Annotated in this window: 14 protein-coding genes; all 14 read left to right on the forward strand. The window is 37.3% G+C overall.

The window, feature by feature from the left end; translation table 11 throughout:
• Window positions 1-9: 9 nt before the first annotated feature.
• Window positions 10-1,776 (forward strand): hypothetical protein, encoded by a 1,767-nt coding sequence (locus EHS11_RS13790; protein ID WP_135764991.1) that lies wholly within the window; start codon window positions 10-12, stop codon window positions 1,774-1,776.
• A gap of 8 nt (window positions 1,777-1,784) precedes the next feature.
• Window positions 1,785-3,167, forward strand: coding sequence for an ABC transporter ATP-binding protein (locus EHS11_RS13795; RefSeq protein WP_135764992.1), 1,383 nt, complete (start codon window positions 1,785-1,787; stop codon window positions 3,165-3,167).
• 64 nt (window positions 3,168-3,231) lie between these two features.
• Entirely contained in the window at window positions 3,232-4,293 is a 1,062-nt protein-coding gene (locus EHS11_RS13800; protein WP_135764993.1) for a phytanoyl-CoA dioxygenase family protein, read from the forward strand.
• 2 nt (window positions 4,294-4,295) lie between these two features.
• Window positions 4,296-5,306: an acyltransferase gene (locus EHS11_RS13805; protein ID WP_135764994.1), complete on the forward strand. Its 1,011-nt coding sequence runs from the start codon at window positions 4,296-4,298 to the stop codon at window positions 5,304-5,306.
• Between the two features lies 1 nt (window position 5,307).
• Window positions 5,308-5,994 (forward strand): FkbM family methyltransferase, encoded by a 687-nt coding sequence (locus tag EHS11_RS13810; protein WP_135764995.1) that lies wholly within the window; start codon window positions 5,308-5,310, stop codon window positions 5,992-5,994.
• Window positions 5,991-7,718: a TIGR04325 family methyltransferase gene (locus tag EHS11_RS19880; protein WP_167884450.1), complete on the forward strand. Its 1,728-nt coding sequence runs from the start codon at window positions 5,991-5,993 to the stop codon at window positions 7,716-7,718. The genes EHS11_RS13810 and EHS11_RS19880 overlap by 4 nt, the downstream gene beginning before the upstream one ends.
• Window positions 7,705-8,622 (forward strand): class I SAM-dependent methyltransferase, encoded by a 918-nt coding sequence (locus tag EHS11_RS13820; protein WP_135764996.1) that lies wholly within the window; start codon window positions 7,705-7,707, stop codon window positions 8,620-8,622. The genes EHS11_RS19880 and EHS11_RS13820 overlap by 14 nt, the downstream gene beginning before the upstream one ends.
• A 25-nt stretch (window positions 8,623-8,647) precedes the next feature.
• Window positions 8,648-9,091, forward strand: coding sequence for a sugar 3,4-ketoisomerase (locus tag EHS11_RS13825; protein WP_135764997.1), 444 nt, complete (start codon window positions 8,648-8,650; stop codon window positions 9,089-9,091).
• Window positions 9,088-10,467, forward strand: coding sequence for an NDP-hexose 2,3-dehydratase family protein (locus EHS11_RS13830; protein ID WP_135764998.1), 1,380 nt, complete (start codon window positions 9,088-9,090; stop codon window positions 10,465-10,467). Before EHS11_RS13825 ends, EHS11_RS13830 begins: the two co-directional genes overlap by 4 nt.
• A gap of 9 nt (window positions 10,468-10,476) precedes the next feature.
• The gene (locus EHS11_RS13835) at window positions 10,477-11,457 is read left to right on the forward strand and encodes a Gfo/Idh/MocA family protein (RefSeq protein WP_135764999.1); all 981 of its coding nucleotides are present in this window, start codon (window positions 10,477-10,479) and stop codon (window positions 11,455-11,457) included.
• The gene (locus EHS11_RS13840) at window positions 11,441-12,547 is read left to right on the forward strand and encodes a DegT/DnrJ/EryC1/StrS family aminotransferase (RefSeq protein WP_135765000.1); all 1,107 of its coding nucleotides are present in this window, start codon (window positions 11,441-11,443) and stop codon (window positions 12,545-12,547) included. Before EHS11_RS13835 ends, EHS11_RS13840 begins: the two co-directional genes overlap by 17 nt.
• A gap of 75 nt (window positions 12,548-12,622) precedes the next feature.
• Window positions 12,623-14,362, forward strand: a complete 1,740-nt coding sequence (locus EHS11_RS13845; protein ID WP_135765001.1) for a hypothetical protein — start codon at window positions 12,623-12,625, stop codon at window positions 14,360-14,362.
• Between the two features lie 4 nt (window positions 14,363-14,366).
• A complete protein-coding gene (gene rfbF, locus EHS11_RS13850; RefSeq protein WP_135765002.1) occupies window positions 14,367-15,149 on the forward strand; it encodes a glucose-1-phosphate cytidylyltransferase in 783 nt (260 codons plus the stop codon).
• Window positions 15,140-16,243, forward strand: coding sequence for a CDP-glucose 4,6-dehydratase (gene rfbG / locus EHS11_RS13855; protein ID WP_135765003.1), 1,104 nt, complete (start codon window positions 15,140-15,142; stop codon window positions 16,241-16,243). The genes rfbF and rfbG overlap by 10 nt, the downstream gene beginning before the upstream one ends.
• The last annotated feature ends 2 nt before the right edge of the window (window positions 16,244-16,245 follow it).

Here is a 16,245-nt window from a genome sequence, read left to right on the forward strand (position 1 = left end):
AATAATTTTATGAAATTTCTATTTGTATCCTATAATATGGGAATTTGGGTTCATACTTTTCCGGAAGCATTGATTGCCGATTCCTTACGAAAGGAAGGTCACGAAGTTAAATTTTTACATTGTGACCGTGTTTTCAATCAGCATTGCACCACAATGAGTGCTTATGGAGAAAACGAAAAATCTTCACAAGCTCAGAAAGAATTTGTTTGTTCGGAATGTATTAAGAACAAAACCATTGTACGGAAATATTTCAAGTTTGATACGTATGAAAATTCAAGTTTTTTGTCCGACTCGGATATCCGGGAAGCGGATCGTCTACTTTCCGAAGTTACTTTGGATAATTTTGAAAGTTTTTCATATAAGGGAATCAGTATAGGCAAATCTTCCCTATACGAACCGCTCATTCGATATAAAAAAAGAAGTATGAACTTTAGCAATGAAGAATTTGTCTTTTACAAAATATATTTGAGAAATGCGCTTTTATCGCTGATATCCTTCATCAAAGTTTTCGATTTGGAAAAACCCGATTCCGTTGTCATGTATAGCTCGGAATATGCAACAAACTTCGGGCCTTTTTCTTATGTACAATCGAAAGGTATTAACGTATATTCCATGTTTGCCGGTATGAATCTGGCGCATAGATTGCAAAGTATGGTGATTCTTAAGGGAAGCTACTGGGACATGAAGAAAACCATAAGAAAAAGATGGAGTGAACTCAAAGAGACCCCCGTAGTTAAGAAAAATATTCGAAGGGTAACCGATCATTACAAAACTCTTTTCGGTTCCAATTCGGTTTGGGCTTACTCGTCTGTGAAAACTTCCGACTTCGATATCAGGGATTTTTTTAAGATTAAACCGGAACGTAAAATCATCGGGATAACGATGAGCACCTATGATGAGATATTCGGCTCCTATGGTTCGGGACTTCAACCGAGAGAGATGACATTCAGTAAATTGTTTTATGACCAAGTGGATTGGGTAAAACATCTTACTGCGTTTGCAAAAACAAGACAGGATCTTCATTTTATTTTTAGAGTTCATCCGAGAGATTTTCCGAATAAACGCGAGCAGGGGATATCGGAGCAAGCACTGCAATTGTTGGAATTGTTTAAGGAAATGCCTGAAAATTGTTCGGTCAATTGGCCTGATCAAAATATATCGTTGTATGATTTGGCGGAGGAAGTGGATTTATTTTTGAATGGGCATTCCTCTACGGGTGTCGAGATGACTTTCTTGGGATTTCCCGTAGTCTTGTATGATCCCAATATCGTTCATTATCCCCCTGATTTGAATTATCATGATCCGGAAATTACTTTTGATGGATATTTTCGAAAGATAGATGAAGCCTTGGCGGGCGGCTGGAGTTTTGAAAATACCAGAAAGGCTTACAGATGGTTGAATTTATGGCAGAATAGATTGGCAGTTGATATTTCCGATGCGGTGCCTTTCAACGATAGCGGCAAACCACGATTAACCCTTAAGAATAAATTGGTTAAGGCCTTAGTGAAATATAAATACCCTGCTAAAGAAAGACAACTTCAGTCCTTTTTTCTTCCATCCAAGCTGAAAGCTTCGGGTGAAATCAAAAATCTTTTTGAAAACAATTTGGAAAATTTTTCATTTCTTAAAGATGCTAACGTTTCTTCCGTGCAAGATGAGACTGAAAACATAAAAGACAGTCTCAGGGACTTGTATCGAATTTTTTATAAAAAGGAGATCCCCATTAAAGCGAATACTTTGCGTGATCGGCTTTCCCGTATGTTGGAGATAAAATAGGATATAGAATGTCAGATTTCGCCATTGAAGTTAAAAATCTTTCCAAAGTTTATAATATTTATGATAAACCGATGCATCGACTTTACGATATGTTGGCTCCTCTTCTTTCTCTTGTTAGTAAAAGATTCGACCGACCGTTTCATCGAAAGTTTAAAGCTCTATCAAATATTAATTTTAAATTAAAGAAAGGACAATCCATCGGATTTATCGGCAAAAACGGCGCTGGAAAGTCCACGCTGCTGCAGATTATTGCAGGTACGCTTTCTCAGACGGAAGGTGACGTTCTCGTAAACGGAAGGATTAACGCCTTACTTGAGTTAGGGAGTGGGTTTAATCCGGAATTTACCGGCCGTGAAAATGTTTATATGAACGGAACGATACTTGGTTTTTCTAAGGAGTTTATCGATTCCAAGTTTGATGAGATTTATGAATTTTCCGAAGTAGGAAGTTTTATAGATCAGCCTGTCAAATCATACTCAAGCGGTATGTTTGTGAAATTGGCTTTTTCCGTACAAGCTCTTCTTGATCCTGAAATCCTGATTGTGGATGAAGCACTTAGCGTGGGAGATATTTTCTTTCAAAGAAAGTGTCATCAAATCATTCAGAAGCTGTTAGGTGGAAATACCACTTTTATTTTTGTAAGTCACGACATGGGCACTATCGTCAAATATTGCGAGAAGGCCATCTTGCTGAATAATGGAGAAGCAATTTACTACGGTGATTCGCTGAAAGCGACAAGTTTATATTATAAATTGGATCGAATGTCTCCGGAAGAGATTAAACTGGAAGCTTTGGAATTGGATAATCCGAAAAGAATTAGCAGCTTCGTTGAGAAAAAAATAAATTCAAAGGTATCTTATCATTCTTCGGATGGTTGCGATATTCTTTCAGGCAGTTATGATCGGATTTTTTTCTCCGGGTATGCTCTTTTGAACGAAGAGAAAGAACCTGCTACATCCTTCACAATTCAAGATACTGCATACTTCTGTTTTAGAATTCAAGCGATGCAGGATATGGATGCTCCGATTCTTAGCCTCTCCATTTTTAACAAACAAAATGTAACCATATTCGGTCGTTATGCATATCAATTCAAAGAATGCGATATTCCTTATGAATTAAAAGAAAATCAAGTCGTTGAAGTGGAACTCAAGCTTCAACTGGATCTTCATCCGGATGAATATATTTTCTGCGTTGGAGTCATTTCCATGAAAGAAGTCGATCTGAGAAATATAGAAAGTTTTTCAGTGCATTCCTATCAGGATAAATTCGAGCCGCTCGTTACGGTGCAGGTAGGTACGTTCAGCGTGGGTTTTCCTAAAACCGGTTTGTATTTGCCTTTCAACGGATTATCGGACCTGCCGTCCGATTGTAAATACATATTACACGAGTAATCAACATTATCATAATGCGAAAGTTAGTTTGTCTGATTTTAAAAATATCTGGTTAGGAAATTATATGAGTTTAATAGGGAAGGCAAAATTACTTTTACTTAAATCGTTTGGCTTATCCAATGAGGACATCGTTAATGTAAGTAAGATTAAAAAAGGATTTGATGAGTTTGCAAAAACGAATCAAACCCCGTCCGAATCATATCTAAGCATGATCAACTTATTTTGCAGTACGAAAGGTTATTCAAACGAATTCATACACTTTTTTATCTCTAAAAAATACCCGAAAATTAAATTGGAAAATCACGAAGGCACTTTGGGTACAAAATCCATAGCTGATGTAAGAAAGATTGCAGATGCAATCAAAAGAGACGGTTATTTCGTTTTCAAAAACGGAATAACGCGCAAGGTAGCCGAATACTTGTATGATTATGGAATCAATAACGAGGCAAGTGTTCTGCCATTGGAAACAAATAACGGGCCTTTGCGGAAAGAGAAGATAAATTTAAATGATCCAGTAACGATCCGTTATACTTTTTCAGAAGAGGATCTTATCAATGATCCTACGATTCAGGAATTAATGACTGACAATTCGATTCTTTCCGTTGCTCAGGAATACCTGGGCTGTATGCCTCGGGCCGACGGAACGAACATGTGGTGGCATACGGATTATTCCAATGAGCCGAATGAAGAAGCAGCTACGATGTGGCACTTTGACATGGATCGTGTGAAGTGGTTGAAGTTTTTTTTCTATCTAACGGACGTTACTACGGAAACCGGGCCTCACTGTTTTATAAAAGGTTCTCATAGAATAAAGGGCATACCCGATGACCTGCTTAAAAAAGGTTATTCCCGAATCACGGATGAAGAGGTTGAAAAATATTATACTCGTGATCGGATACTGGAATATATTGCAGAAAAAGGAACAGTCATTGCCGAAGACACAAGAGGCCTTCATAAAGGTAAGCCGGTGATTAAAGGAGCGCGATTGATATTTCAAATGCAATTCAGCGATCATTTATTCGGAGCAAGTCTTCCAAATGCAAAATTTTCCAATAAATTTTCTCCAAGAGTGGAGACGTTAATCAAAGATAACAAAGATATTTACGCAAGATACTTAGAGGCGTAGAGTTGTTTAGACTTCTTAAATATATACCTTTTGCCAATCGGTTTAAATCCGCGTTCTTAAATCGGATTGAGTTTATTGTAAATAAGATCATAGATTCCCGAAATATAAGAAATACATTACCGTATAATCTGGAATTGAAAGGCAAACTTGATCCCGCAAATTTTCCTTTTGGAATTGGTTGCAGTATTGTAATAGGTGAAAACAGTTCGCTTTGTATCGGAGAAAATTGTTATGTCGGCCGTTATGTTGAAATCGGTCCTACAGAAAAGATTTCAATCGGAGACTTTTCGTCGATTCAAGACCGCTGTGTGATTCTCGGCGATGTTTCTATCGGTAGATACTGTACTTTCGCACCGAATATATTTATCAGTTCGGGTATGCATTATTATAATTATTTTCCATGGATGAACATAAAAGACCAGGACGAGTATGTTTCTAAAACTCCTGAAGCAAGAGCGCAACATTATAGTCGTCCGGTCATAATTGAAGACGATGTATGGATCGGTGTCAATGCGGTAATCATGAAGGGAGTTAAGGTCGGAAAGGGTTCTGTGATCGGGTCAAGTTCCGTTGTAGTGAAAGACGTCCCTCCTTATTCTGTAGTGGCGGGCGTACCTGCGACTATCATTAAAAAGAGATTGGATTTCAATCCGCCTGAAAAGATTTTTTGGGAAAACGATAATGATCGTCCTTATTTTTACGAAGGCTTTCTTGTTTCCAATTTTGAAATTGATAAATATAAGAATGAGAGAGGGTATGCAGTTAAACAAACGTTTGCTGTTGCTCTCGGTTCGACTAATAAAAATAAAATTTTTATTAAACTTAAAAAAATATCGGAGTCGACCGTTTATTTGAAATATCAGGACAAAACTTTTTTATTGGAAAGCGATTTCTCTTTATTTGAGTTTTCCATTCATAAACATCCTGAAGATCTGTTTTACTTTGAATTGAATTCCCCGGATGCTCAGGGGACAAATTGTATGGTTGTTGTTTCGGAAGTTTATGTTGTCTAAAATGATTGAAAAATTAATTCGTAAAATAAGAAAAGCTACCGTTACGGGAAATTCGGACTTAGGCGGATTTCTTTCCTTCTCTCAGGAAGGAGAGGATATGATCCTTCGTGAAATTTTTGAAAATAAATCACAAGGGTTTTATGTAGATATAGGTGCTTATGACCCGGTTCGTTTTTCCAATACGAATTATTTTTATCAATTAGGATGGAGCGGTATCAACATCGAACCTTCTCCTGACGCGATCGAAAGATTCAATTTAAAGAGAACCAGAGATATCAATTTGAATTTCGGAGTGTCCGGGCAATCGGGAAACTTGGATTATTATTCTTTTGAAGAAGCGGCATTGAACACATTTGATTCGGAAAGAGTTGTTTTTCTCGAAAAAAATTCACCTTATAGGTCTAATAAAAAGTTAAATATACCTGTTTTGCCTTTAGCGGAAATTCTTTCCCGACATTGTGCAAACAAACAAATCGACTTTATGAATATTGATGTGGAATGGCATGAGTTGGATGTTTTAAAATCCAATGATTGGAATCGGTTCCGACCCAATGTTTTGCTAGTTGAGATTTTGAATTTTGATTTTGAAACAGTATCCAAAGATCCGGTACATATGTTGTTACAGGATCTTGGTTACAAATTCGAATGCAAAACTCCCCGAACTTCCTTTTATCTAGATACCAAATGAAATTTGCTCCTATTTGTTTATTTGTTTATAAAAGACCGGATCATCTGTCCCGTGTCATTGATTTTCTTTTAAAAAATAAAGAGTCTTCGCAAACCGATTTATATATTTTTTCTGATGGTTCCAAAGGTGAATCCGACAAAGAAGGTGTACAATCCGTCCGCAATTTTATAAAGACGATTTCCGGCTTTGCATCTGTAAAAATCAAATTAAATGTTACGAACCTGGGACTTGCGCGGTCGATTGTATCCGGCGTTACGGAAGTAATCAATGAACGCGGAAGAGTCATTGTTTTGGAAGATGATATTGTTGTAGGTAAATATTTTCTTCATTACATGAACACTGCATTGGAAAAATATTCCGACAAGGAAGAGGTGGCCGGAATTCACGGTTACAATTTACCGATTTCCAAGAAAGATTTGCCCGAAAGTTTTTTCCTAAAGGGAGCGGATTGTTGGGGTTGGGGAACATGGAAACGTTCCTGGGATTTGTTGGAATTGGACGGCCAAAAGTTACTGGATCGATTGGACAAAAAAGCTTTGGCATATAACTTTGATTTGGATGGAAGCCATCCTTATACCCAAATGCTTAAGGATCAGGTTGCAGGAAAAAACGACTCTTGGGCGATTCGTTGGCATGCGTCGATGTTTCTTGAAAATAAATTCACTCTACATCCTACTGAAAGTTTGGTTCAGAATATAGGCTTGGACTATAGCGGAACTCACGGGGGAAAGAGTGATCTTTTGAGTCCCGGCTATTCCGATAAAAAAATATCGTTTTTCCCCGATAAAATAGAAGAGAACGGTACAATCAGAAATCTAATCATCGGATTTTTTAAAAACCCTAATCAATCGGCGCCAAACGTTAAAAAAAGTTTTTTTCCATTTTCTATTAGAAGTAAAATCAGAACCGTCAAGCAACGGTTATATGAAATTCTTTTCTCTGCCAGAAATGCAAAGTTCAATGTGTTGAAAGAGTGGTATAAAGGAGATTATTCCTCTTGGGCGGATGCGCAGGCTGATTGTAACGGATACACCGCACCTAATATACTGGAAAGAGTGAAAACATCTCTTCTTAAGGTAAAAGGAGGAGATGCCGTTTATGAAAGGGATTCTGTTTTATTTGAAGAAGTCGAGTATTCGCTCCCGCTTTTGATTTGTCTTTTGTATGTAAATAGTGTATCCAAAAACAGACTGAATCTCGTTGATTTCGGGGGTTCTTTGGGAAGCACGTATTTTCAAAATCGAAAATATTTGGATTATGTTTCGGAACTCAGATGGTCGATTGTTGAACAAAAACATTTTGTAGATTGCGGAAAAGAGTTTTTCGAAGACAACGAATTGAAATTTTTTGATACAATTGCCGAATGCAAGAATAAAAATAATCCGAATTTAATACTTCTTTCCAGTGTATTGCCGTATTTGGAAAATCCATATCTTATCTTGGATGAAATCCTGGCATCTAACTTCGATTATGTTTTATTCGATCGGACCCCTTTTCTATTTGATGGCCAATCTGATAAACTTTTGATACAAATCGTTCCTCCCGAAATTTATGAAGCCGAGATTCCCATTTGGTTTTTAAATTATGAAAAGTTTCTGTCTTTTATGAATAAAAAATATGTTCTGCATAGTTCGTTTGATTCGATGGAAGAGGATTTCCCCTTACATCTAAATATAAAAAATAAATGCCTGTTGTTTAAAAAGGAAGAGTATGCAAGTAAGTAGTCCGATTACCGGTCAGAATAATGTAAAAATACTTAGAGAAGTTTTGACAAATGATATTGTTAATACTTGGAAGGAACTTTTCGGACTGGATATTAAAAAGGAATTTCGTGGAAATGAAAAAATTTATTTATGTTTATGCGTAGAGTCAGGGCTTCTATTTTATTCGCCTTCGGAAGTTGCGGGGTCGGATTCGTTATACAAAAGTCTCTCTGAAAAGTTTGATTGGTATTATGGGGATGATAAATGGGAATTTGATATAGCTTTCGATATCATAAAAAAATACAATCCGAAAAGTTTATTGGAGATCGGCGCTGGAAGAGGCCATTTTATCGAAAAGATCCAGTCTCTGGGTGTTTCTTCCCTGGGCCTTGAGTTCAACAAGGAAGCTTTGGCGTTTGCAGAAAATAAAAAACTACCTATTATCAATTCCACGATGGAGTCTTTGATTTTTCAGAAGAAGAGTTATGATGTAGTTGTGAGCTTTGAAGTTTTCGAACATCTTACCGACCCGAAAGCTTATTTGGAAGAATCATTGCAGTTGTTAACTCAAAACGGCTTAATGATTATCGCAGTTCCTAATAGAAAGAGTTTTATAAGACATGCTGACGTGGCTTTGGAAATGCCTCCTCATCATATGCTTTCCATGGATGTTGATTTTTTCAAATACATTGCCAAGTCGTATAATTTGGAAATTTTAAAAACGCTTTATGAACCTTTGGCGGAATACCATATTGATTATTATCTTTGGATGATCAAACAGGGATATCTTTCCTTTACCCCGAGTCGAAAAGTGAACAAAGTCATTTCTGTTTTCTTAAAAATGTTTAAAACATTGCTTGAGATAGGATGGATCAGGTCTCTCTTTCGCGGCCAAACGATCATGGTCGTATTTAAGAAAAAATAAAAACCCATTCGATATAAATTTAAAAATGACGAAACATAATTTAGACTTATCAATTATTAAGGAAATTAACTTCCAGGATCATAAGGATGATCGCGGTCGATTGACATCCGTTGAATACGGCAAAAATATTCCTTTTGAAATCAAAAGAACGTTCCTTGTCCATCAGGTTGTATCGGGCGGCACCAGAGGACGGCATGCACACACGGATACGGACCAGGTTTTAACAGTTGTTCATGGGTCATACGATCTTTTTATAAGTAACGGATCGGAATCCAGAACTTTCGTTGTCAATGATCCGAGCATCGGGATTTATATTCCCGCAATGTTCTGGATTCGGATGAGCAATTTTAAAGATGATGCTGTCTGCCTTGTTTATGCAAGTACCATCTATGATATGAAAAAATCAATCAGGACGTGGGAAGAGTATCTATCTGCATTGGGAATGGATTACCGAGCAGAAGATATATGAATTATTCCGAAAAAATATCATTATCCAAAGAAACCATAGAAGGCGAACATTCCCTTGACGATTTTTGGTCTTGGTATAACGCGCGACTTGCCTATAACAGATTTCAAATTACTGAGATTCCGCTAAGTAACGTTGGTAATTGGAACTATAATGATACTGAGATTTCTCACGCTTCAGGAAAATTTTTCAAGGTTTGCGGAATTGAAGTAAAGACGGATTTTTACGGAGAAAGAAATTGGTATCAACCCATTATCTCGCAGCCGGAGATAGGGATATTGGGTTTTATCGTTAGGGAAATAAAAGGCGTATTGCATTTTTTGGTTCAAGCGAAAATGGAACCGGGTAATGTCAATATTCTTCAGATTTCTCCTTCCGTTCAGGCAACTAAGAGCAATTATACGAGAGTCCATGGAGGAAACTCCACTCCATTCGTCGAATATTTTCTATTTAAGAACGATCATTCCGTTATATATGATCAATTACAATCCGAGCAAGGTTCCCGTTTCTTAAAGAAAAGAAACAGGAACATGATTTTGGATCTGACCGATGCGGATTTTCCGAATTCCATTCCCGATGATTTTTTTTGGTTAACATTGGGTCAGTTGAAAAATCTATTAAGTGTGGACAATATTATCAATATGGATTCGCGGACTGTTTTGTCGGGATTGCCCAATTATACGATTGGAAACTTATCCTATAGCAAAACCGTTTATTCCGAATCTCTTGCCGCGGAGGATGAAAATTCATTCCGAACATTACCTTATTTGTTTTCCTGGATTGCCAACTTAAAAGCAACATACGGAATCGAAACGAATTTCACGCCTTTGATTGCAATGAAAGGATGGGTAAAATCGGAAGAAAGAATCTATAATGAGAACAATTCTTCTTTCGATGTGATCGGAGTCAGGATAGAAGCTTCGAATCGTGAGGTAAAAACATGGTCCCAACCTATATTGAGATCGAATCATACTTTGTTAAACGGTATCGTTATACAGGAAATAGGTGGAATTCCGCATTTGCTCTTTCAGGCGGTCTTTGAACCTGGGAACTTTGACGGAGTCGAGTTTGCTCCGACTGTTCAAGGTTCTATTTTGGAATTTTGCACAGATTCAAATAATCCCAATTTGAAATATTCCGCTTATTTTAAAGAAAGTTTTTTAGAGAAGGAAGTTCTTTATGATTCGATTCAATCGGAAGAGGGTGGCCGGTTTTATCACGACCAAAATAGGTATTCCATCGTCCATTTGGCGGAAAATACCATCAGTGAGATTCCGAATAATTACATATGGCTCACTTTGAACCAAGTAAAGAGACTTATTTTAATCAATAATATATTTAACGTCGAATCCCGCAGTCTTTTGTCTTGCATGATTTAGGTTGCCTCTATGAATTTACTCATTATCGGATATTCTTCGTTAGTTGCCAGAAGGATACTTCCTGCAGCTTTAAAAATAAGCAGGATAAAGAAAATATATATCTGTTCGAAAAATCTAAAAGAAGTTTTACCGGAATGGACAAGTTCCAAGGAAATCGTTCTTATCGACGGATACGAAACGGATCTTTCTTCCCATGACACTCTCGTTTACATATCCACTCCCAATTCTTTGCATTTCCATTATGGACGTTATTATTTGGAAAGAGGTTTTCATGTAGTCATTGACAAACCCGCTGTTTTGAATTTGGGAGAGGCAGAAAGATTGACGGAGATTGCAAGAAAAAATTCCATTCTTCTCGCGGAAGCCAATGTTTGGTACCGCCATCCCATTGCAGGGACTTTTAAATCTTTGTTTGATTCCTGTGAACGAAATCATAATTTGAGAATCATTCAAACTTTTACAAACCCTCCACTTGATAAGTCCAATTTCAGATATAAAACTGATTTTGGAGGTGGAATTCTTTACGACAGAGCCTCCTATGCAATCAGTTTGAGTCGTTTTTTGTTATCGAAGTACCCTAAAGAAATCGATGTATTTGTAAATGAAAGAGATAACAACGGTTTGGATATTTCTTCCGAAGTATTGTTTCGTTTTGATGAGAGAAGTATACTTCTCTCATCCTATTTCAGTTTAAATGCGCAGTATTTTAATAAGCTTCAGTTGTTAGGCGAAAATATTCTGATCGAAGCAGAGAGACTTTTTACTCCGCCTGAAAATTATAATGGTAAAGTCTTGGTTTCGAATCGGAATAAAAGCAACGTAGTTGATGTTGAAATGGGGGATTCTTTTCAGTTGTTTCTGGAAGAAATTTTAGATTCTGTTTCGGGTGATGAATATAAAAGGTATTCGGAAGAGTTTTATAACGATTCGGTCGTTTTGGAAAAAATAATTAATCTTGGTAAAAAAGGTATTTATGAATCAGGTCATTAAAGTTTGGGATTATTTGGAAGAACTTCAGATAGAAAAAGATGAAGTTATGAAACTTATCGAAAAGGTTTTGTTCTCCGGTAGATTGATATTCGGAGAAAGCCTGCTCTCCTTTGAAAGATCATTATCAGAATACATCGGACTTAAATACGGAATCGGAGTTGATAATGCGACCAATGCAACAATGCTTTCTTTGAAAGCATTGAATATAGGAGAAAATGACGAAGTCATTACTGTACCCAATACTGCAGTACCGACAGTAAGTGCCATCATCAGTGCAGGGGCCAAACCGGTCTTTGTCGATATTGATCCTGAAACTTATTTGATGGACACGAGCCAAGTTCGCAAAGCAATCACTGATAAAACGAAAGCTATCGTCCCGGTGCATTTATACGGTCAATCCGTTGATATGGATCCTATTATCGCAATAGCGAAAGAATTTAATCTTAAAATATCGGAAGACTGCGCTCAATCGCATGGAGCGGAATACAAAGGCAAAAAAGCCGGATCTTTTTCGGATTGTTCCACATTCTCCTTTTATCCTACAAAACCGTTAGGCGGTTTCGGCGATGCGGGAATGATTTTAACAAATAACGCGGAAACAAATGATAAGCTGAGAAGACTGCGTTTTTACGGAATGGATAAAGTATATTATGCGGAAGAACACGGTTATAATTCCCGTGTAGACGAACTGCATGCAGCAATACTCGATTTTAAACTGAAGAAACTTGATGAAAATAATAATAAAAGAAGAGAGATCGCGACAAGATATAACGGGATTCTGAAGGACTCCGGTTTGAAACTACCTGTGGAAAAAGAATATAATAAACATGTTTATTATCTGTACGTAGTCGCCCATCCCGAAAGAGATCGTATCCTTGATGAACTTAAAAAAGAAAATATACTTTTAAACGTAAGTTATCCTTTTCCCATTCATACAATGCGTGGTTATTCGCATCTCGGTTACAAACAGGGAGATTTTCCGGTTACGGAAAAACTATCGAATGAAATATTTTCATTACCCATGTATCCGTATCTTTCGGAGGAATCCCAAACGCGGGTATGTAATGTGTTAAAGTCAATCATTGGTTGAGAAAGATTGACTGATCTCTTTCACGTAATCCGAAATCGAAATCACTTAAGTTGCCTTTCCGATTAACAACTTTTAATGACAAATCATATCACATTTAATTCCGTTCGATCTGTTTTCAAGAATATTCCTTTCGAAGGCTTACTTATATTTTTTGTCACTTATCTTACTTTAGGATATTATTCCTTTTACGGTTTGGATACGTACCATGAAGGAACTGTTTTTAAGCCGAGTTTGGACGTTTACAACGGTAGAAAAATATTTCTGGAAACTTTTTCTCATTATGGAGCGTTGAGTACTTACTTTAATGCCTGGGGAATGTTTCTGTTAGGCCCGTATCTGTCGTCAGTCCGGCTTACAATCGTATTTGCCTATAGTATTTCTTTTTTTATACTTTTTTCGTTATTTAAACTTTATTTTGGCCGAACAATCGCCTATATGCTTGTTATACTAGGGATCTGTTCGATTCCTTTTGTATTTGTCTGCGGATCCAATCTTTTTCTATCCTGGTCTTCCATTTACTGCTTACCCTTTCAATCCTACAGTCTTTATCTGATCTTTACCCTGAACAGGAAGAATGGATTTCGAAATTCATTCTTTATTGGAATTTGCACAGGTATATTGTTTCATATCAAACAACCGGTCGGAGCGACATTGCTTTTGGCATTATTTTGTGCGAACTGCTTTTATTTTTTTCAACGGTTGCTATTCAGTTTTAAGAAGGGTCGTTGGAATGGTTTTGTTTTTCAGTCCTTCGTTTTTGCGGGCTTTATCGTAATCAATGCTGTAATGTTGCTTCTTTTTTATTCACAAGGCAATCTCAGTTCCTATTGGGAACAAAATATCGTATATGCGTTAACCGGAGCAGCCAGTGTTCAAGGTTCGTTTGGTATTTTATTACAGAATCTTTTTCCAGGTTTCAGTCATGCAATTTTGTTTTTTTCCGTTTTTCTCGCAGCACTCTTGCTCATTCAAAATAGGGTATTATTATTCTTTTTTTTGTCTGGTTTATTCTTGATATCCAATTATTTTTTTGTCGGACTGGATCATCTGTTTCCTCTTTTTATATGCGGTTCGTTACTTATTTTTTTATTGAAAATGAATGCGGTTGTAAAACCGCTCGGAGCATATAAGTATTTGATTTTTCTTGCTTTTATTACCGCATCATGGAGTCAATTTCATCCGAATCCCACTCCTTATCATAGATCATGGTCGGTATTTCCGGCGTTATGCGTCGTTATCATATTTCTCAAGCAGTTAACAGTAAAATCTTTTCATTTGAAAATGGCGCTCCTTTTGCTTTTAATCTTATCGGTTATTTACAAGTTGGAACAAGTTGTTGCCTTACCTGTTAAATCGTTCGTTCATGTAAATGGAGGAATATTGAATGGTTTGTATGTTGAAACTCATACGTATCAATCTTTATTGAATGCGGAAGCAGCCATGAAAAAAGCCACTCTTGCGGGTGGTTACGATGAGAATCCCCCTGTTATAAATGCAACGAATAATCCCTATATTTCGTTATTAACATTCAACCCTTTTAATTATGATCCGACTAACTTTTTTTGGTTAGGTCTCCCGTTCAAGTTATATGTGAATTCGAAAAGCGACTTAACGGATTTACTTGTCATTCGTCCTGTAATTATTACTCAAACGATCATCGGCCAACCATTTCATATTAGTATGGAAGAAAAAATTAAAAAGTTAGGTTTCTATATGGCATCGAAGGCTGACATCGAATTTTCTTTTACACCAACTCGGGAATTGAAGTTCTGGGTTTTAACAAAAAATAGCAATAGGAATAAAGTTAATCATTAATCATATGAAAGTAGTAATTCTCGCAGGCGGCTACGGAACCAGAATCAGTGAAGAGTCTCATTTAAAACCCAAGCCAATGCTTGAAATCGGAGGAAAACCGATTTTGTGGCATATTATGAAAATTTACTCCCAATTTGGGTTTAATGATTTTATTATATGTTTGGGCTATAAGGCGTACGTAATCAAAGAATACTTTGCCAATTATTATCTTCATGAATCGGATGTTAGTTTTGATTTCCGCAAGGAAAACCAGATGGAGATTCATGGGAACACCGCGGAACCTTGGCGTGTAACTCTCGTTAATACTGGACTTGAGACTATGACGGGAAGCCGAGTCAAAAAAATTCAAAAATACGTTGGAAGCGAACCGTTCTTTCTTACTTACGGTGACGGTGTGTCCGATGTAAATATTCTCGAATTATATGAGTTTCATAAAAAACAAGGTAAGATTGCCACTGTAACAGCCATTCAACCCTCAGGAAGATGGGGTTCATTGGATATAGATGCAAATCATATTGTGAAAGGATTCAAAGAGAAACCGAAAGGAGACGGTGGTTGGATCAACGGAGGTTTTTTTGTTTTGGAAAATAGTTTCTTTGATTATATTTCCGACAGATCGGATGATATCGTTCTGGAAAAGGAACCTTTGGAAGCTTTGGCAAAAGAAGGTCAACTCAGTTCATTTCAACATGAGGGGTTTTGGCAGGCAATGGACACTCTTCGTGACAAAAATCATTTGGAAGATCTTTGGAAAGAGAATAACGCACCTTGGAAAGTATGGCATTGAATCAGGAATTTTGGAAAGATAAAAGAGTTCTTCTTACCGGTCATACCGGATTCAAAGGATCTTGGTTGAGTTTGTGGTTGTCCTCTCTTGGTGCCCGAGTATACGGTTACTCTTTATCCCCTCCTACCGATCCGTCTTTATTTGATTTAGCAAACGTTAGAGATGTTCTTGCCGGTTCGGAAATTGCAGATGTAAGAGATCTGACCAAGTTGAGCGGGTTCTTAAAAAGTTCCAATCCGGAAATAGTAATTCATATGGCAGCGCAACCTTTGGTGCGCGACTCTTATAAGATTCCAGTGGAAACCTATGCGATCAACGTAATGGGAACTGTGAATGTTTTGGAGGCGGTTCGTACATCCGGCAGAGGAGTAAAGGTCTTTCTGAATATCACTACCGACAAGGTTTATGAAAATAACGAATGGGTTTGGGGGTATAGGGAAGATGAAAGGTTGGGCGGGCATGATCCTTATTCAAATAGTAAAGCTTGTTCCGAGTTTGTGACTTCTACATATCGTAATTCTTTTTTTCCGCCTCAATTGTATATGGAACACGGTTTAGCAATTGCTACTGCTCGTGCGGGAAATGTAATCGGTGGAGGCGACTTCGCAGGCGATCGTCTAATTCCTGATATATTTCGATCCATTTTGAAAAAGGAAAAGGTGCAAATTCGTAATCCCAAGTCAGTCAGACCTTGGCAGCATGTTTTGGAACCTTTGAGCGGTTATCTGTCATTAGCCGAACATCTTTACAAACAAGGAGACTTGTTTTCCGAAGGTTGGAATTTCGGACCTAACGAATCTGATGCGAAGACGGTTCTTTCCATTGTGGAGGACATAGAAAGAAAGCTTTCCGATCGAAAGAATTCCGGTTTGGCTTTCCCCGGATTTGAGATAGAAAAAGGCGAACACCCTCATGAGGCGCATTTTCTCAAATTGGATATTTCAAAGGCAAAGTCCGGATTGAACTGGCATCCCAAGTGGACTTTGGAAACAGCCTTGGACAAAATCATAGATTGGTCTGAAATCTATGTAAGCAAACAGGATATTCGAAGTATCTGTCTGAATCAGATTCGTGATTATGAAAGCGCAAAATAGAA

Source organism: Leptospira ilyithenensis, assembly GCF_004771005.1.
In the GTDB taxonomy this organism is placed as follows: Bacteria; Spirochaetota; Leptospiria; order Leptospirales; family Leptospiraceae; genus Leptospira_A; species Leptospira_A ilyithenensis.